At 66.0% G+C, this 17308-nt stretch carries 16 protein-coding genes; 10 read left to right on the top strand and 6 right to left on the bottom strand.

Translation table 11 applies throughout. The features are described from left to right. Positions 1 to 17 precede the first annotated feature (17 nt). The 3 genes from JOF47_RS19770 to JOF47_RS19760 all read left to right on the top strand — a co-directional run bounded on the left by JOF47_RS19770 (position 18) and on the right by JOF47_RS19760 (position 3629). The gene (locus tag JOF47_RS19770; RefSeq protein WP_210002151.1) at positions 18 to 1820 is read left to right on the top strand and encodes an SLC13 family permease; all 1803 of its coding nucleotides are present in this window, start codon (positions 18 to 20) and stop codon (positions 1818 to 1820) included. 103 nt (positions 1821 to 1923) lie between these two features. Next, complete coding sequence (locus tag JOF47_RS19765) at positions 1924 to 2451, top strand: PadR family transcriptional regulator (RefSeq protein WP_210002149.1); 528 nt, start codon at positions 1924 to 1926, stop codon at positions 2449 to 2451. Then, entirely contained in the window at positions 2448 to 3629 is a 1182-nt protein-coding gene (locus tag JOF47_RS19760) for an alpha/beta fold hydrolase (RefSeq protein WP_210002147.1), read from the top strand. The genes JOF47_RS19765 and JOF47_RS19760 overlap by 4 nt, the downstream gene beginning before the upstream one ends. 142 nt (positions 3630 to 3771) lie before the next feature. On the opposite strand, the gene JOF47_RS19755 is transcribed toward JOF47_RS19760, so the two are convergent. Together JOF47_RS19755 and JOF47_RS19750 are read right to left on the bottom strand one after the other, a co-directional pair. Then, entirely contained in the window at positions 3772 to 4953 is a 1182-nt protein-coding gene (locus JOF47_RS19755; protein ID WP_210002145.1) for a globin domain-containing protein, read from the bottom strand. A 142-nt stretch (positions 4954 to 5095) separates the two neighbouring features. Continuing rightward, positions 5096 to 5542, bottom strand: coding sequence for an RrF2 family transcriptional regulator (locus JOF47_RS19750; RefSeq protein ID WP_245357075.1), 447 nt, complete (start codon positions 5540 to 5542; stop codon positions 5096 to 5098). A 172-nt stretch (positions 5543 to 5714) separates the two neighbouring features. On the opposite strand from JOF47_RS19750, the gene JOF47_RS19745 reads away from it, so the two are divergent. After that, positions 5715 to 7043 (top strand): hypothetical protein, encoded by a 1329-nt coding sequence (locus tag JOF47_RS19745; protein ID WP_210002141.1) that lies wholly within the window; start codon positions 5715 to 5717, stop codon positions 7041 to 7043. A 79-nt stretch (positions 7044 to 7122) separates the two neighbouring features. On the opposite strand, the gene JOF47_RS19740 is transcribed toward JOF47_RS19745, so the two are convergent. Together JOF47_RS19740 and JOF47_RS19735 are read right to left on the bottom strand one after the other, a co-directional pair. Beyond that, a complete protein-coding gene (locus tag JOF47_RS19740) occupies positions 7123 to 7602 on the bottom strand; it encodes a hypothetical protein (RefSeq protein ID WP_210002139.1) in 480 nt (159 codons plus the stop codon). Beyond that, positions 7599 to 9080, bottom strand: a complete 1482-nt coding sequence (locus tag JOF47_RS19735) for a phosphomannomutase/phosphoglucomutase (protein ID WP_342592872.1) — start codon at positions 9078 to 9080, stop codon at positions 7599 to 7601. The genes JOF47_RS19740 and JOF47_RS19735 overlap by 4 nt, the downstream gene beginning before the upstream one ends. 135 nt (positions 9081 to 9215) lie before the next feature. On the opposite strand from JOF47_RS19735, the gene JOF47_RS19730 reads away from it, so the two are divergent. Together JOF47_RS19730 and JOF47_RS19725 are read left to right on the top strand one after the other, a co-directional pair. Then, complete coding sequence (locus JOF47_RS19730; protein WP_210002135.1) at positions 9216 to 11351, top strand: RecQ family ATP-dependent DNA helicase; 2136 nt, start codon at positions 9216 to 9218, stop codon at positions 11349 to 11351. A 91-nt stretch (positions 11352 to 11442) separates the two neighbouring features. After that, on the top strand, positions 11443 to 11691 hold the full coding sequence (locus tag JOF47_RS19725; protein ID WP_210002133.1) for an SCO4226 family nickel-binding protein: 249 nt from the start codon (positions 11443 to 11445) through the stop codon (positions 11689 to 11691). Between the two features lie 118 nt (positions 11692 to 11809). Here JOF47_RS19725 and JOF47_RS19720 read toward each other — a convergent pair whose 3' ends face one another. Next, positions 11810 to 12592: an SDR family NAD(P)-dependent oxidoreductase gene (locus JOF47_RS19720; protein WP_210002131.1), complete on the bottom strand. Its 783-nt coding sequence runs from the start codon at positions 12590 to 12592 to the stop codon at positions 11810 to 11812. Continuing rightward, positions 12589 to 13485, bottom strand: coding sequence for a fumarylacetoacetate hydrolase family protein (locus JOF47_RS19715; protein ID WP_210002128.1), 897 nt, complete (start codon positions 13483 to 13485; stop codon positions 12589 to 12591). The genes JOF47_RS19720 and JOF47_RS19715 overlap by 4 nt, the downstream gene beginning before the upstream one ends. A 190-nt stretch (positions 13486 to 13675) precedes the next feature. On the opposite strand from JOF47_RS19715, the gene JOF47_RS19710 reads away from it, so the two are divergent. The 4 genes from JOF47_RS19710 to JOF47_RS19695 are packed head-to-tail and all read left to right on the top strand — an operon-like array spanning position 13676 to position 17295. After that, on the top strand, positions 13676 to 15031 hold the full coding sequence (locus tag JOF47_RS19710; RefSeq protein WP_210002127.1) for an L-fuconate dehydratase: 1356 nt from the start codon (positions 13676 to 13678) through the stop codon (positions 15029 to 15031). A gap of 6 nt (positions 15032 to 15037) precedes the next feature. After that, positions 15038 to 15373, top strand: a complete 336-nt coding sequence (locus JOF47_RS19705; protein WP_210002125.1) for an L-rhamnose mutarotase — start codon at positions 15038 to 15040, stop codon at positions 15371 to 15373. Then, complete coding sequence (locus JOF47_RS19700; protein ID WP_210002820.1) at positions 15373 to 16374, top strand: aldo/keto reductase; 1002 nt, start codon at positions 15373 to 15375, stop codon at positions 16372 to 16374. Before JOF47_RS19705 ends, JOF47_RS19700 begins: the two co-directional genes overlap by 1 nt. A 60-nt stretch (positions 16375 to 16434) precedes the next feature. Next, positions 16435 to 17295: an amidohydrolase family protein gene (locus JOF47_RS19695; protein WP_210002123.1), complete on the top strand. Its 861-nt coding sequence runs from the start codon at positions 16435 to 16437 to the stop codon at positions 17293 to 17295. The last annotated feature ends 13 nt before the right edge of the window (positions 17296 to 17308 follow it).

Genomic DNA, 17308 nt, shown 5'->3' with positions numbered 1-17308 from the left:
GTATTAGGGTTTGCCCCATGAGCGACAGCACAACCACATTGGTCATCCTTGCGTTGGCCGTTGCCGCGTTCATCTGGAACAAGCTTCCGGTGGAGATCGTCGCGCTCGGTGTGGCCCTGGCGCTTTTCGGCACCGGGATCGTCAGTGCAGAGGACTCCTACTCGGGCTTCGGCAGCGGAACCGTGGTGCTGATTGCAGCGCTTTTTGTTGTCGCCGAGGCCATCGACGCAGCCGGCATCACCACCTGGCTGGGCGGGTTGCTGATCCGCTTCTCCGGCACCAGCCGCACCCGCCTGCTGGTGCTGACCATGGGCATCACCGCGGTGCTCACAGCCTTCATCAGCGTCAACGGCTCCGTGGCGGCGCTGCTGCCGATGGTCGTGGTGTTGGCCGTGCGGCTGGGGCGCGAACCCGCGCAGCTGCTGATGCCCATGGCCTTTGCCGCGCATGCCGGTTCCCTGCTGGTGCTCACCGGATCGCCCGTGAACATCCTGATCCTCGAGGCGGCACTGGATTCCACCGGCCGCGGCATCGGCTTCTTCGAATTCGGACTGGTGGGCCTGCCGTTGCTCATCGGCACCATCGGCCTGGCGCTCTGGCTGGGTCCGAAGCTGATCCCGCGGCGGGACCCGGACACGCTTACGCGCGACCTCAGCTCCCACGGGGAAACGCTGATGCGCTACCACCTAGGGAACGACGGGCTCAGCCGCCTGGAGGTGCCGGCCGGGTCCGGCCTCATCGGCCAGCCCAGCGTGGACCCGCTGGCCGACCACCCGGAGGGGCTCTTCCTGATCGGCGTGCAGGACCGCTCCGGGAAACCCGGCAGCGCACCGCTGCTTGCCGAGGGCGACCAGGTCATCGTCCGCGGCGATCAGGGCATCATCGACGCGTTCGCGACCCGCCACGGCCTGATCCAGGCCGCGGATTCCACTTGTGGGCTGATCAGCAGCTCCTTCGGCGTCGCCGAGGTGGTGGTGCCGCCACGCTCGGACCTGGTTGGCACCGAGGCGTACCCGGGCATGATTACCGAGAGCGGTGCACTGGTGGTGCTCTCCCACCAGCGGCCCGGGCACCCGTCGACCCTCGGCCGCGCCAGCGTTAACGCGGGGGACACCCTGCTGTTGCAGGGCACCTGGTCCGCCCTGGACAAGCACACGGCCGACCACCAGGTCATACTCGTCGACTCCCCGGATGCCGTGCGGCGCCAGGCCGTTCCGCTGGGCCCCGGGGCGGTGCCCGCGCTCGTCGTGCTCGGGGCCATGGTCCTGATGCTGACCACCAACGTCGTCCCCGCCCCGATCGCAGCAATGCTCGCTGCGATCGCCATGGTCCTGTTGCGGGTCATCACCCCCGGGCAGGCGCACCGTTCGATGGCCTGGCAGACGCTGATCCTTGTCGCGGGCATGATTCCGCTCTCCCTGGCCATTACCTCCACCGGAACCGCGACGATGATCGCCGAGGCTATGATCTCGGTCGTCGGGGACTCCGGGCCGCTGCTCTTGCTTGCCGCGATCTTCGCCGTCACGGCCGTGCTCGGCCAACTGATCAGCAACACCGCCACCGCGTTGATCATCATCCCCATTGCGCTGTCGATCGCGGGTGAGTCGGGCATCAACCCGATCGCGGTCCTCATGTGCGTCTCCGTGGCTTCCGCCGCGGCATTGTTGACCCCGGTTGCAACCCCGGCCAACATGATGATCATGCAGCCGGCCGGATACCGCTTCGGGGACTACTGGAAGTTCGGCCTTGCCGTCATGGTGCTGTACGCGGTGGTTGCGTTGTTCCTGGTCCCGGTGATCTGGCCGCTGGGTGCTTCCTAGTCCGCCGTATATACCCCCAATATGACCAACTGACAAGGGGCGGCAAGTTCCGGATTGCGTGGCTACGAGTTGAATCACCAGCTGGATGTGTCAGGATGAAAGCATGATTCTCGCGCGTTTGATCCTCGGGCTCCTGAGTTTGGCACCCATGACCGGGTACGAGCTGAAGAAGCACTTTGATTCCTCGATCAACCATTTCTGGAACGCGGACAAGGCCCAGATCTACCGAACGCTGGCCCAATTGGTCAACGACGGCCACGCCACGGTCCTGACGGTCAAGCAGGGCAACTACCCCGACCGGCAGGTCCACCACATCACGGAGCTTGGCCGAGAAACCCTTGTGCGGTGGCTGGAAGCGGACGTCACGGCGCACGCTCCGCGCGAACCGTTCCTGGCGAGGGTCTTTTTTGCCGCCGAGCTCGAGCGCGACGGCGTGGTGGAATTGATCGAGGCCAGGCGCCGGGCCACCCGGAATTTGCTCGACGAATACCTTTCGCAACGTGAGGACATCGACATGCGTGCAGCAGCGGACCGCCGAAGCTTCCTGATGGCGGCAACACTCGATAACGGCATCCGCCATGCGGCGGCCGAACTCGAATGGCTCGAAGCCGTCTCGGAGCATCTGCCATGAGCCGGCACAACGATTCAATCGCCGGCGGCGCGGGAACCGACGAGGAATTCGTCGACCCGGTTCCGGAATCCCAGGCCCCCGTCGACGGCGGGGACAAAGTGAAAGCGGACGGCAAGGCAACGGCCGCCGGCGAGAAGAATGCGTCCGGGCAGCCGGCCGCCGAGAAAACGTCAACCGGGAAAGCCGCGGCCGAAACCGCGTCAGCCGCCAAGGACGCGGCGAAGGAAAAGCCGGCACGCCCGCCCCGGGTGCCGAAGCCAGCCAAGTCGCCGGCCAAACCCGCCGCCGCACCGGCTGCTTCCAAGACCGAAGCACCCAATGCCGAAGCGCCCGCCACCGCAGTCGTCGAACCGGCGGCCCCGGCGGACAAGGCGCATCGAGATCCGGGCGGATATCCGGAATTCCATGCCCCCACGCGCGCCAGGCGCGACGGCAAGGCCGCGCAGACCATCGTTTTCCTGCACGGAGGAAACGTCGCGAACTGGAGCTGGGATCCGCAGGTGCGGGCCTTCAGTGACTATGAGGTGCTGACCCCGCACCTGCCGGGCTTTGGGGCCCGCGCCGACGAGGACTGGGCGGGTCTGGACAGCGCGGCGGACGACGTCGCCGCGATCATCGCCGACGAGGTCTCAAACGGCGGGGCGCACCTGGTGGGCCTGTCCCTGGGCGGCGCCATCGCCCTGCGCGTCGCGGCGCGGCACCCCGAACTTGTCGAGTCGCTGATGATTTCGGGCGTTCCCGCGGCCGGCGTTTCCGCGTCGATGCGTGCGATGAGCCGAATCCAGCTCAAGCTCTTCAGTAGCGAATGGTATTGGCGCTTCCAGGCCGGCGCCTACGGCATGGTTGCCGATGAAAAGGAATTGTTCGCCGACCACGGCACCAAGCTGCGCACCGACAACATGCGCGCCATCATGGACGAGGTCGATCCGGGCGGGCTGCCGGAAAAGCTGGGCGACTACAAGGGTCCGGCGTTGGTCGTCGCGGGCAGCAAGGAACCCAAACTCGTTGCCAAGTCCTTCCCCGTGCTGGAACGGGTGCTGCCGCAGGCGCTGTTCAGGACGGCGGCGGGCAGGCACCACCAGTGGAACATCGAGGATCCGATCCTCTTCAACGCAACCGTCCGTTCGTGGGTAGAAAAGGGCATTGCCCACCCGAGGCTGCAGGCGCCGAACGCCTAGCGGCACTGTCCGAGGCCGGCCCCGGACCGCGGTCTGCCAAAGCGTGAAGGGCCGCCGGCGATTTCGCCGGCGGCCCTTCACGTCGCGGAACCCGTCCGGAACGGCCCCTTGGGGCCGGACCGGAAGTGGGTCATGGTGCCGCTTAGGCGGCGAGCCAGAGATCCGGGCCGAACACCTCGTAGTGGATGTTCGTGGCGGGGATTCCTGCATCGATGGCCTGCGAGCGGACTGCACGCATGAACGGCAGCGGGCCGCACAGGTACAGCCGGGCGTCGGCCGGCAGGTCGAGTCCCGCCAGGTCCATGTAGCCCTCGGTCGCTTCTGTGTTGTCCGTCTTGGCCGTGATGTCCTCGAGCCACAGCTTCAGCTCGGCGTTGGGTAGCGCCTCGATGGATTCGCGCATCTGCTCCTTCAATGCCCAGGCATCCTCGGTGGCCTCTGCATGCAGGACCAGCACCTGGCGGTCGGAACCTGCGGCGGCAAGCGTTGCCAGCGCGGAGGCGCTCGGGGTGCAGCCGATGCCCGCGGTGGCCAGCACGATCGGCGCGCCCGTGGTGTCGATTGTCAGGTCGCCGTACGGGTTGGAAAGTTCAATGGTGTCGCCGACGGACAGGTTCCGGTGCATGAATGGCGAGACCTCGCCGCCCTCGTCGAACTTCGTGGTGATGACACGCTCCGCGGTGGAGGTTGCCGCGTCGCTCAGGGTGTACTGGCGGCACTGGCGAATGCCGTCGGCCAGCGCAACGCGGACGGAGACGAACTGCCCGGGCTCGGCGACGGTGACCGGGGTGTCGTCGGCCGGGACAAAGCGGAAGGTGATCGAGCCGGTGCCGGCCGCCTCCTTGGAAACGAGCATCCAGTCGGTCCAGATCTTGTTGTTGGCCTGCTTTGCGTAGAGGCCCTTTTCGATCTTGATGAGCGCGTCCGCCATGAGCCAGTAGACCTCGGTCCATGCCTCGGCGACCTCCGGGGTGACTGCTTCGCCCAGGTCCTCGACGATGGCCGCGAAAAGGTGCTCGTAGACGATGGCGTACTGCTCCTCGACGATGCCCAGCGAGGTGTGCTTGTGGGCGATGCGCGCCAGGACCGCCTCCGGCAGGGTGCCCGGATTGTTGACCAGGTGGCTGGCGAAGGCCGCGATGGATCCCGCAAGGGCCTGCTGCTGCGTGCCGTTGTTCTGGTTCGCGCGGGAGAACAGTCCGTCAAGGAGCTCCGGGCGTGCCGCAAACATCCGCGAGTAGAACTTGGGGGTGATGTGCGAGATCCGTTCGCCGATGATCGGCAGGGTGGCTTCAATGACCGGGCGGGACTTCTCGGAAAGCATGGTGTGGCTCCTTGGCGAAGACGTTGGTTTTATCTTGCATTTGATATACAAGATTGATAGTTAAGTTCTACGCCACGTAGAAGATGGATGCAAATCGAGGCGGTTCCGCCGCGTCGAAGAACCGTTTAGTGGACCCGGCTGTTTAGTGAACCAGCGGGAAGGGGAGCAGTGCCTTTGCCGAAGTCGCCGTCAGGTCCGCAACGAGCAGCGAATCAAGTTCCGCGTAAAAGGCTTCGCGCGCCCGCCGCAAAGCCGAACGCAACTTGCAGTGGGCCAGCAAGGGGCAGGGGACTCCGGCCTCGGACACGCAGTCGACCACGTCGTCGCGGTCGTCCAAATCGCGCATCAGCCCGCCAACGCTCAGCTGCAGGCCGTGTTCTGTGATTTGCGAGCCGCCATAGCGCCCGCGGGTGACCTCAAGGGCTCGCCGGTTGCGCAATTCGAGAACCGCCTTGGCGACATGGTTGTAGGGCACGCCGATCTGCTCGGCGATCTCCCGCGTGGTGACCTGTTGGTCTCGCTGGGAGCCGAGCAGCATGAGGGTGCGTAGGCACACGTCGACAAAGGCGCTGAGTTTCACGCTTTCCATTCTTGCAGGTGTTTTTCCATGGGAACTGTGTGCGTTCAGCGGCCGCGATCATTGCCCCTGAGTCGGTGGTGAAACCATAGCCGACTTCTGGAAATGCGCCGGATCGAAGCCTAGAGTTTGCCTTGGCCCGTGATCGGGAATCAATGAAATGTTCAAGAGGAAGTGACGAGCGATGGCTTGGCGCACTGTGGGATCCGTTGAGGAATTGCTTGGGGCGTTCCGCGAAGGCGCCCAAAAAATCGAACTGACCACCACGCTCTCGGGCCTGGGGTCGATCACGCTGCCACCAGGTGTTTCGCTGCGCGGCGGGGGCCTTGAATTCGGGGCCAAGGGGTTGCGGCTCAGCAGCGACAACACCGTGGAGAACCTCTCGGTGACCGTGCCGGAGCACGAAATCGCCATCTACAACGACGTATCGGTCAAGGACCTGGGAACCCTCACGCTGCGCGGCATCACCACGCGCGGCCAGATTTACCTGCAGGCCAGTGACAACGTACGCGCCGGAACTATACATGCCAAGGACATCCATGTGGCCGCGGCCGACACCCGTGACCGCTTCGACAGGCCCACGGGCTTCGGGGTGGAAGCCCTGCAGGGGGCCTTTACGCTCTGGAACAAGCAGCCCGACACCGCCGTGGTGCTGCATGCCCGGCTGGAGAACATCTCGGCCGGCAGCATCGGTCAACCGGTCCGCGGCAGCGGGGTCTTCGTGGGCGGCCACATGGATGATGCGGGCAAGCCCGACGGCGGAACCGTAGTGGTGGACCTGCTCAGCACCGGCGAGGTGCATTCCGATGGTGGCATTGCCCCGGGTACCCCGGACCTGATCAGCGGCGGCGTCTTTGTCATTGCCGGTGCCGAGGTCGAGGAGGTGCAAAACCTGGGAAGCACCACCACCTACGGCCCGAACGACATGGTGCTGGACAACTGGGGGCGCGTCCAGCGATGGAACGCACAGGCCCCCGTGACCTCGCACGGCCCCAGCGGCATCGGATTCGTGAACTTCGGGGACATCGACTCACTGAACGTCGGTGCGGCCATCGAAACCCACGGGCTGGGTGCCCGCGGGTTCAACGTGTACGACGGATCGCTCCGGCGCGCATCCTTCAAGTCCATCGCCACCTACGGCGACGGAGCCGTGGGCGTACAGATCAGCAGGGAGCTGGCTGAGCTGACGATCGCCCAGGGCATCATGACCAAGGGCGGCACCGGCCAGTCGCTGGTCAAGGGCGTGCTGGTGGACCTTTCGGCAATCGCCCTCAGCGTGAAGCCGGCGGGCCACGTGGGCCGGATCAGCATCGGCGGGGACGTCAGCACCGAGGGGGCCGGGATTGTTGCCGTGGAACTCGAGGGCGGCGTCGATGTCATGGACATCGGCGGGCAGATCGAGGCGCTGGGCGACGGCGCCGACGGCATCCGTCTCAGCGCGCCAAACGCCGACCGGCTGGTGCTGCCGGTGATCAAGGCGGAGCGCGGCCAAGAGAAGGTGGTCATTCCGTAGGAGCGGCCAACGGACAGAAAACCGTAGCCCGGGAGATCGCAAGGATCCTGCCCGGGCTACGGTTTTTAGCTGGGTGGAACTAGATCCACACCTGCAGTTCGCCGGTTTCGGCGCTTGGCTCGGAGAAGTCCCATTCGCCGGTTTCCGGGTCCGGCGACGTGTACGGCTGCACGATGGCAACGGCGCCGCCGTCGCGGTGCTCGGCCACCACGTGGACGGCGTCCTTGCCCTCTTCGAGCAGGGTCACGTCGGAGACGAAGGCGACGGCATTGAAGTCGTCGCGCTGGGACTGCAGCAGCTGCACGAGATCGGCCATCATGACCTCCGCGTCGATGTCGGCCTCGGGATCTTCAGGGTCCTCGGTGGGCTGGACTGCAAGCAGGCGCAGCTCCGGTTCGGCGTCTTCCGCCGCTGGTTCGATGGCGATGGCGAAGGGCAGGAAAACGCCCTGCTCCTCCAGCTGTTCGCGGGCAACGCCCAAGGCCGTGCCCAGCACCTTGTTCAGTTCCAGCTGGGCTGCCGCGTCGAGTTCGGCGATCTTGTTTTCCGGGGTGCTCATGCGTTGTTCCTTACGATATCTAGGACTCCGTCACGGACGAGTTCCATGGTCTTGCGGTCTACTGCTTCACCGTTGAAACGGAGGAAGGGTTCGGTGTTCGACGGGCGCAGGTTGAACCAGAACGACCCGTCGGTTGCCGTGACGGTGGTGCCGTCCATGGTGCTGACAACGGTCTCGCAGTTTTCCAATGCCGGATGGCACGGAGGGCAGACGACACCGCTGTGGTCGGGATTGAGGTCGTGGCCGTTGGCGAATTCCTCCAGCACCCGTGCCACGGCGCCCGCCTTGTCCTCTACCTCTGAGTTGATCTCGCCGGAGGACACGTAGGGCTCGTATTCGGCCGCGAAGTCGCTCAGCGGGGTGTCCTGCTGGCCCAGCGCCGCGAGCACGTGCATGGCCGCGAGCATGCCGGTGTCCGCATTGTAGAAGTCGCGGAAGTAGTAGTGGGCGGAGTGCTCGCCGCCGAAGGCGGCGCCTTCCTCGGCCATGACGGCCTTGATGAAGGAGTGTCCCACGCGGGTGACCACCGGGCGGCCGCCGGCCGCGGTGACGGCCTCCGGCACCGCGCGGGAGGTGATCAGGTTGTGGATGATGACGGGGGTTTCCTCGCCTGCCGCCTTGGCGCGGGCGATCTCGCGCACTGCAACCAACGCGGTGATCGCCGAGGGGGACACCGGGTCGCCCTTTTCGTCGATCACGAAGCAGCGGTCGGCGTCGCCGTCGAAGGCCAGGCCGATGTCGGCGCCGTGCTTGACGACTGCGGCCTGCAGGTCGCGCAGGTTTTCCGGTTCCAGCGGGTTGGCCGGGTGGTTCGGGAAGGTTCCGTCGAGCTCGAAGTAGAGGTCGATGATTTCCAGCGGAAGCCCCGGCAGGATGGCATCACCCAGGACGGCCGGGGTGGTGAGCCCGCCCATGCCGTTGCCCGCATCGACAACGACCTTCAGCGGGCGGATGCCCGAAAGGTCGACCAGCGAGCGCAGGTAGTCGGCGTAGTCGGCGAGCACGTCGACCTCGGAGACGGTTCCCTCGGGGGCTTCGGTGGACACCGGAAGGCCCTCGTCCAGGTAGGTCTGGGCCAGGTCGCGGATGTCAAAGAGCCCGGTGTCGGAGGACACCGGAACGGCGCCGGCCTTGGCCATCTTGATGCCGTTGTAGGCGGCGGGGTTGTGGCTGGCGGTGAAGACAACGCCCGCGCAGTCCAGGGACCCCGCGGCGAAGTACAGTTCGTCGGTGGAAATCAACCCGAGCATCTTCGGGTTGGCGCCGCGGTAGGCGGCTCCGCGGGCAAAGGCCGCGGCGAATTCGGGGGAGGACGGACGCATGTCGCCGCCGACCAGGACGTCCTGGCCCGACAGGCCCAGCACGTCGACAAAGGCGGCGCCGATGGCCTCGACCGCTTCGGCAGTAATGGAGGCCCCGACAATGCCGCGCACGTCGTAGGCCTTGAAGGACTCTGAAAGATCGATTTCCACACTCACAGTCAAGAGCTTAGCGGTTGGGGCCCGGCAAGCGGGGATTCTGCCCAACGAAGGTGAGTAGCACCATAGGACTCGGGCGGCTGTGCGGGGGAAGCGCGCCCCGAACTGTCACCGGACACTGGAATACTGGGGAGCATGGACGCTTACTCACCCAGCATTGAAACGGATCTGCGAGCCCAGGCAACTGCCATCTTGCGATCCCTGGTCGGCCGGGATGACGCCGACTTCCACGAGGGCCAGTATGAGGCCATCGAGGCGCTCGTCGCCGGAGGCCGCAGGGCCCTGGTGGTGCAGCGCACCGGTTGGGGCAAGTCGGCCGTGTACTTCGTGGCCTCACTGTTGCTGCGCGCCCGCGGCGCCGGACCCACGCTCATCGTTTCGCCCCTGTTGGCCCTGATGCGCGACCAGGTTGCCGCCGCGTCGCGCGCAGGGGTGCGTGCCGAGGCAATCAATTCCGCCAACGCCCTCGACTGGGAACAGATCGCGCAGAAGCTCGCCAACGACGAGCTGGACGTGCTCCTGGTGTCGCCCGAACGCCTGAACAACCCGGTGTTCCGCGACACCCAGCTCCCCGCACTCGTGGAGCGCATGGGCCTGCTGGTGATCGATGAAGCCCACTGCATTTCCGACTGGGGACACGACTTCCGGCCGGACTACCGGCGCATCAAGGACCTGATCACCGCACTTCCAAGAACCATTCCGGTGTTGGCCACGACCGCCACGGCCAACGAGCGCGTGGTCCACGACGTCCAGGAACAGCTCGCCGTGGGCGGGGCCGACGTCTTTACCCTGCGCGGGTCACTCGCACGCGAATCGCTGCGCCTGGGCGTGCTGCGGCTTCCCTCTCCGCGCACCCAATTCGCGTGGCTGCTGACCCACCTGAACGACTTCCACGGTTCGGGCATCATCTACACGCTGACCGTCTCCGCCGCGGAGGACATCACCCGGTTGCTCTCCGAGGCCGGGCACAAGGTGCTGGCCTACTCCGGGCGCACCGACACCGAGGAACGCCACCGCGCGGAAACGGCGCTGAAGAACAACGAGGTCAAGGCGCTGGTCGCCACCAGCGCCCTGGGCATGGGCTTTGACAAGCCAGACCTGGGGTTCGTTGTCCACGTGGGCGCTCCCAGCTCGCCTGTGGCGTACTACCAGCAGGTGGGCCGCGCCGGCCGTGGCAGCATCAACGCCGACGTGTTGCTGCTGCCCGGCACCGAGGACCGGGAAATCTGGCGGTACTTCGCCACAAGCTCCATGCCCGATGAGGAACGCGCCCACGCGGTGTTGCAGGAACTCGGCGCGGCCGCGGGTCCGATGTCGGTTCCGGCACTGGAATCGCGGGTCAACATCCGCAGGACTCCGCTGGAATTGCTGCTTAAGGTGCTGGCCGTGGACGGCGCAGTGGAACGGGTGTCCGGCGGCTGGATCCGCACCGGGAACCCCTGGTACTACGACGCCGAACGCTACACACGCGTGGCTGCGGCCCGGATGGCCGAGCAAACTGCGATGATCGACTACGAAAATTCACGTGGTTGCCGCATGGAGTTCCTGGCGAAGGCGCTTGACGACCCCGCCGCCGCGCCGTGCGGCAAGTGCGACAACTGCGCCGGTGTGTGGTTCAGCGACGAGATCCAGGATTCGGCCAAGGATTCGGCGCAGACGGCCTTGGGCAGGGTTGGTGCGCTGCTCGAAGCCCGGCGTATGTATCCCGGCGGCATGGAGAAGCTCGGGGTCCCGCTCAAGGGAAAGATCAAGCAGGAGCTCCAGGCCGCCGACGGACGGGCCCTGGCGCGCCTCACCGACCTCGGTTGGGGTGGGCGCCTGCGCGCACTGTTGGAAAACAGCGACGAGCCCGATGCACCCATCGCCAAACCGATGCTTGATGCCTGCGTCAAGGTCCTGAGCGAATGGAAATGGGAAACCCGCCCGGTTGCCGTGGTGTCGATGCCGTCGCGGAAGCGACCCCAATTGGTGGGTTCCTTTGCCCACGGGATCTCGGAGATCGGCCGGCTGCCGTACCTGGGCCAGCTCGAGTACCGGGGCGGGGGACCGCGCGGTGATTCGGGCGGCAACTCCGCGTTCAGGCTCGCGGCCGTCTGGGACCAGTTTGTGGTTCCGGCCGAGATGGCCGAGCGGTTGGCCGGCGCGCCGGGTCCCATCCTGCTCATCGACGACCTGGCCGACAGCCGCTGGTCGTTGACCGAGGCGGCACGCGTCTTGCGCGCCGCGGGGGCGCCGGGCGTGCTGCCCTTCGTGCTGGCCCAGGCAGGGTAGTTCCTGCTCTGGAACTGAGTCCGGGACGGGCATAAAATGAGTCGAACGTCAAGCGATTTGTTGCGTTCAACTTCAATAAGGAAGTGTTGTCATGGCTGAGTTCATGGACGTCCACCACAATATGAAGGGCTTGTCCGAGGCCGATCTCAAGGCCGCGCACGAGGCCGATCTTGCTATCCAAGCCGAGGAAAACGTGCAGTTCAAGCAGGCGTGGGCGGATCCGGACAGCGGAACGGTCTTCTGCCTGTCCGAGGCTCCGTCTGCGGAAGCCGTGCAGAGGATCCACGAGCGCGCTGGCCATCTGGCGGATGAGATCCACGCGGTCCCGCTTGTAGTCTGACCCGGATCCCGTCCCTGGTGGTTGAGCACGCTCGGACCGCCACATTACATCGGCCCGCACCCCCCTCATCCGCAACGGCGGAAAGGGCGGTGCGGGCCGATTGCGTTCGGCGGCGGGGCTAGCTTCCGACCGGGCGCAGGCGAAGACCCTGCATGCCGCCGTCGACGGCCAGGGCCACGCCGTTGGTCGAACCCGACAGAGGGCTGGCCAGGTAGGCGACGGCACCGGCAACCTCTTCCGCCGCAACCATCCGGCCGTGGGGTTGCCGCGCGTTCAACGCGGCCCGCTCGGCAACCGGGTCGTCCGCCGCATCCATGAGCCGGCCGATCCACGGGGTGTCGGCGGTGCCGGGGTTCACCGCATTGACGCGGATTCCCTCGCGTACGTGATCGGCGGCCATGGCCAGGGTCAACGAGTACACGGCACCCTTGGACGCGGAATACAGTGCCCGTTGCGGCAGGCCCGCAGTTGCGGCAATCGAGCACGTGTTGACGATGGCCGCGGCCCTTGATTCACGCAGGTGCGGCAGTGCGGCGCGGGAGACCCGGGCCATGCCCACCACATTGATGTTCAGCACGCGCAGCCACTCGTCGTCGTCGTTATCGGCGACGGTGCCCTGGGCGCCGATTCCGGCGTTGTTGATGACAATGTCGATTCCTCCCAAGGCCCGGGCAGCCCCGGAGACTGCATCATTCACGGAGTTGGCGTTCGCTACGTCGCAGGTGAAGGGGATATGGCGGGCGTCGGCGGTTGCGGTGTCGATGTCCAACACGGCAACGGTGGCCCCGCGGTCGGCAAGGGTAGCGGCAATTGCCGCTCCGATGCCAGATGCCCCGCCGGTGACTATTGCACGCAGGCCGGCCATGTCCTGGGTTGCCGGGGTGGAAGTTAATTCGCTCATGCGTTGACCTGCTCTCGGAAGAATACCTGGCGTTGGCGGCCAAGCTGCTGGATTTCGAACTCCCCGACATCGCCCTCGGCGAGGTACGGGAAACGGCCGGAGAGGGCGACGCCCTCAGGGGTGCCGGTGAGGATGACATCGCCCGGTTCCAGGGCCATGTACTGGCTCAGGTGGTGGACCACGGTGGGCAAATCGAAGATGAAGTCCGCGGTGCTCGAGTCCTGGCGGATTTCCCCGTTGATCCATGAACGGCAGCCAAGGTTGTGTCCGTCGATTTCATCGGCCGGAACCAGGAACGGGCCCAGCGGCGTGGACTGCGGCAGGGACTTGCCCTTGGTCCATTGGCCTGCCGCCCCGGGGATTTGGTATTCGCGTTCGGACAGGTCGTTGGCGATCAGCAAACCGGCAATGACGTCCTTGGCCGCTTCCGCCGAGGGCAGGTACTTCGCATGGGCGCCAATGACGATGCCCAGTTCGACCTCCCAGTCGTACTTTTGGGCCGACGGCGGGATCGGGGCCGGGTCGAACGGGCCAGCAACGGTGTTGGCGGGCTTCAGGAACACCACCGGAATCGTCGGAGGTTCGGCCCCCGATTCACGGGCGTGGGCCGCGTAGTTCATGCCAATGCAAATGACGTTTCCGGGACGTGCGACGGGCGAGCCGATGCGTTCGCCCGTGGGGGCGGCGCTGAAAGCCTCGCCCGCGGCCAGGCTCCAGCCCAGTTCCGGGTAGCTTCCGGCGGCGAGCCCCGCACGGACCGCGGCGATGCCGTCCGCCGCAAGGAAGGCCCCGTTGATGTCGGGTGTGGTGCTGGAAATATCGAAGGCTCGCCCCTCGTTGTCCAGCGCGATGGGGCGTTCCGCTCCGGGTTCGCCGATTCGTGCAAACTTCATTCTGACTCCAAGCATCGGATGATTCGAGTGTGCTGATTCACAACTTTAGCTCAAAATGAACCTTTGACAACATAAACATCCGATGTCTACTCTCGGGGTAGACGAAAGCGATCTCGCTCCGGCGGGCCCTGCCGGCCCGGGCGAAGGCATCACCCCCACGAAACCGCGGGATCCACCACTTGGAGGACACATGAGCACGATCACGGCCTTGAGCACCACCGATGTCCGTTTCCCCACCTCTCGGGAGCTTGACGGCTCCGATGCCATGAACACGGACCCCGACTACTCGGCGGCCTACGTGGTGCTGGAAACGGATGCCCAGGATGGGCTTGAGGGACACGGTTTCGTGTTCACCATCGGACGCGGCAATGACGTGCAGGCCGCCGCCATCCAGGCCCTTGCGCCATTCCTCGTGGGACGCAATGTCGAGAAATTGTTGGGCAACATGGGAACGACCTGGCGTTGGCTGGTCCATGACTCGCAGCTGCGCTGGCTGGGCCCGGAAAAGGGCGTCATGCACATGGCGATCGGGGCGGTCGTCAACGCGCTCTGGGACCTCAAGGCCAAGCGAGAAGGCAAGCCGCTCTGGGCGTTGCTTGCCTCGATGAGCCCCGAGGAACTCGTTGACCTCGTGGATTTCCGATACCTTTCCGACGCGCTGACCCGCGAGGACGCGCTGGAAATCCTCGGCAGGGCCCTTCCGGGCCGTGCGGCGCGCACCGAGGAACTGTTGGCCAAGGGATACCCCGCGTACACCACCACCCCGGGTTGGCTCGGATACTCCGACGAAAAGCTATCCCGCCTGGCCGCGGAGGCCGTCAAGGACGGCTTCACCCAAATCAAGTTGAAGGTCGGCGCCGACCTCGCCGATGACATCCGGCGGCTGCGCACCGCACGCTCGGTGGTCGGCCCCGACATCAAGATCGCCGTCGACGCGAACCAGCGCTGGGATGTCGCCGAGGCCATCGAATGGATGAGTCACCTGGCCGAATTCGACATCGCCTGGATCGAGGAGCCCACCAGCCCCGATGACATCCTGGGCCACGCGGCCATCGCCCGCGGCGTCCATCCGATCCCCGTGGCCACCGGCGAGCATTGCCAGAACCGGGTGCTCTTCAAGCAATTCCTGCAGGCCGACGCGTTGCAGGTGCTGCAGATCGACGCCGCCCGCGTGGCGGGGGTCAACGAAAACATCGCGATCCTGCTGCTTGCGGCAAAGTTCGGTGTCAGGGTCTGCCCGCACGCGGGTGGCGTGGGGTTGTGCGAGGCGGTTCAGCACCTGTCCATGTTCGACTTCGTTGCCGTATCCGGGACCACGGAGGAACGCTACATCGAATTCGTTGACCACCTGCACGAACACTTTGTCGAGCCGATCAACGTCCACTCCGGCGCCTACTGGCCGCCGAGCGTGCCCGGGGCCGGAACACAGATGATTGCCCAAACACTTGCCGACTTTGAGTTCCCGAATGGTGTTGAATGGGCAAATGACTTGGCGCTCAGTGGTGCCTTGTCGATGAATGGCAACGCCGGGACAACGGAGGCCTGAGACCCGATGGAAACCATCGCACTAAACACCAGGCTCAAGCAGGGCAGGGAATCCGACTACGACCGGATCCATGCATCGCTTGCACCCCAACTGCACGCGGCGCTCAAGGCCGCCGGGGTCCGGGACTGGCGCATCTGGCGCAGCGGCCGCGAACTCTTCCACCTGGTCCAAGTCGAGGACTACCGTGCCATGCGCCTTGGCCTCGCCGAGCACCCGGCCAACATTGCTTGGCAGGCCCAAATGGCGGAACTGCTCGAGGTTGGCGACGACTATTCCGGGGACGACAGCGGGATCCCGATGGTCTGGTCGTTCGCCCAAGACCCGGCGGGGGAGCAGCAGTGATGCGCGAGTCCCTGGCCGGCCTCGGGTTCGGAGACCCGGGTTTCGGGCGAAACCTCGGATTCGGCGCGGCGGCGCTTGGCAACCTCTACCGGCCGATGGATGAGGCCACCGCGCAGGCGACGCTGCAGGCGGCCTACGATTCCGGTGCCCGCTACTTCGACACGGCACCGCACTATGGGCTCGGGCTTTCCGAGTCCCGCATCGGTGCGTGGCTCGGCGGCGGTGTCGTCCGCGAGGACCTTGTGCTCTCCAGCAAGGTCGGGCGGGTCCTCGAACCCAACGCGGGCTTTGCCGGGGAACTCGATGACGAGGGCTTCGCGGTCCCCGCCGCAACCCGCAGGCGCTGGGACCCCTCGGATGCCGGCATCCGGTCCAGCATCGAGTCCACGCTCGAACGCCTGGGCAGCGACTACCTGGACATCGTGTTCCTGCACGACCCCGATGCCTACGACCTTGAATCCGGCATCGTCCAGGGCCTGCCCGTGCTCGAAAAGCTCCGCGCGGAGGGGCTCGTCCAGGCCATCGGGGTGGGCACCAACTCCACCGGTGCAGCCGCCGAATGCGTGCGGCGGGCCGACCTTGACCTGGTGATGCTCGCGGGCAGATACACGCTGCTGGAACAGCCCGCCGCGGCAGAACTGCTGCCCCTGTGCATGGAACGGTCCGTGGGCATCGTCAACGTGGGTGTCTACAACTCCGGGTTGCTGGCTTCCGCCGTCGTTCCCGGGAACGCGAACTACAACTACGAACCGGCCCCCGCGCACGTCCTTGAACGTGCGAGGGCGCTGGCCGCGGTGGCCGCGGAGTTCGACACCGATCTGCCCACCGCCGCCGTTCAGTTTGCGATGCGGCACCCGGGCATCGTCTCGGTGATGCTCGGCGCTTCCACCCCGGAGCAAGCTCGGGTGAACGCAACCCGTGCCCATGCCCGCGTCGACGAGGGGTTGTGGGACGCGTTGGCCCAAAGGAGGTTGCTCAATGGCGCACTGGCCATCCGGTAGGCGGAAGCCGCATGCTGGGGGCGCCCATGGAGGGCCTTCCCGTCCATCCCAAGGGGGCAAATGATGGAGCGACTGGATGCGCATCTGCATCTGTGGCAGATTGGCGACCCCGGGGCGTACCCGTGGCTCACCCCGGACTTGGGGGAGCTGTATGCGGACTTCACGCCGAGCATGGCGGAGGCGGAGCTGGCGGACAGCGCCGTCGATGGCGCAATCCTGGTGCAGGCCGCCGACACCCTGGCCGACACCGAGTTCATGCTGGGCGTTGCGGCCGAGTATGACTGGGTGCTCGGGGTCGTCGGCTGGGTGGATCTCTGCGCGCCTCAATCGCTCGAGGACCAGCTCGAGTCGTGGCGCGGGTCGGGTCCGTTCTGCGGGGTGCGCCATCTGGTGCACGACGATCCACGGGCGGACTTCCTCGAGCGACCCGACGTCTCGGCGTCCCTTGAGTTGCTGGCGAAGCACGACATCCCGCTGGATATCCCCGACGCTTTCCCCCGGCACCTGGACCAGGCGCTCCGTGTGGCAGCAAGGCACCCGGACCTGCGGATCGTGGTCGACCATCTGGCCAAGCCGCCGCTGGGTTCCAGCGATGGCGCATTTGCCGCCTGGCGGGATTCCTTCACGCGGCTGGCGCAACTGCCCCAGGTTTTCACCAAGCTCTCGGGCCTGCGCATCCCGCATGCAGGCTATGACGTCTCCAAGCTGCGGCCGGCCTTTGACGTTGCGCTGGAAGCCTTCGGCCCGGGCCGCATGATGTACGGCGGCGACTGGCCAATGACGGTTCCGGCCGGCGGTTACGCGCCGACCTTGCGGGTGTTTGAAACCCTGGTGGGAACGCTCGCGGTGGCCGAACAGGAGTCCCTCTGGGCCGGGACCGCACGACGAGTTTACCCAAACCTCCGATCAAAGATCGGATGAATCAAGCGCGGAA

The organism is Paeniglutamicibacter kerguelensis (assembly GCF_017876535.1).
Lineage (GTDB): Bacteria > Actinomycetota > Actinomycetes > Actinomycetales > Micrococcaceae > Paeniglutamicibacter > Paeniglutamicibacter kerguelensis.
Note: the sequence above shows the minus strand (reverse complement) of the source record. Positions and strands in the feature narration are given on the sequence as shown.

Coding starts and splice junctions, on each gene's coding strand:
- JOF47_RS19760 (WP_210002147.1), top strand. CDS start 2,448: ATGAGCCGGCACAACGATTCAATCGCCGGCGGCGCGGGAACCGACGAG.
- JOF47_RS19750 (WP_245357075.1), bottom strand. CDS start 5,542: ATGGAAAGCGTGAAACTCAGCGCCTTTGTCGACGTGTGCCTACGCACC.
- JOF47_RS19725 (WP_210002133.1), top strand. CDS start 11,443: ATGGCTGAGTTCATGGACGTCCACCACAATATGAAGGGCTTGTCCGAG.
- JOF47_RS19720 (WP_210002131.1), bottom strand. CDS start 12,592: ATGAGCGAATTAACTTCCACCCCGGCAACCCAGGACATGGCCGGCCTG.
- JOF47_RS19710 (WP_210002127.1), top strand. CDS start 13,676: ATGAGCACGATCACGGCCTTGAGCACCACCGATGTCCGTTTCCCCACC.
- JOF47_RS19705 (WP_210002125.1), top strand. CDS start 15,038: ATGGAAACCATCGCACTAAACACCAGGCTCAAGCAGGGCAGGGAATCC.
- JOF47_RS19765 (WP_210002149.1), top strand. CDS start 1,924: ATGATTCTCGCGCGTTTGATCCTCGGGCTCCTGAGTTTGGCACCCATG.
- JOF47_RS19695 (WP_210002123.1), top strand. CDS start 16,435: ATGATGGAGCGACTGGATGCGCATCTGCATCTGTGGCAGATTGGCGAC.
- JOF47_RS19745 (WP_210002141.1), top strand. CDS start 5,715: ATGGCTTGGCGCACTGTGGGATCCGTTGAGGAATTGCTTGGGGCGTTC.
- JOF47_RS19770 (WP_210002151.1), top strand. CDS start 18: ATGAGCGACAGCACAACCACATTGGTCATCCTTGCGTTGGCCGTTGCC.
- JOF47_RS19700 (WP_210002820.1), top strand. CDS start 15,373: ATGCGCGAGTCCCTGGCCGGCCTCGGGTTCGGAGACCCGGGTTTCGGG.
- JOF47_RS19715 (WP_210002128.1), bottom strand. CDS start 13,485: ATGAAGTTTGCACGAATCGGCGAACCCGGAGCGGAACGCCCCATCGCG.
- JOF47_RS19730 (WP_210002135.1), top strand. CDS start 9,216: ATGGACGCTTACTCACCCAGCATTGAAACGGATCTGCGAGCCCAGGCA.
- JOF47_RS19755 (WP_210002145.1), bottom strand. CDS start 4,953: ATGCTTTCCGAGAAGTCCCGCCCGGTCATTGAAGCCACCCTGCCGATC.
- JOF47_RS19740 (WP_210002139.1), bottom strand. CDS start 7,602: ATGAGCACCCCGGAAAACAAGATCGCCGAACTCGACGCGGCAGCCCAG.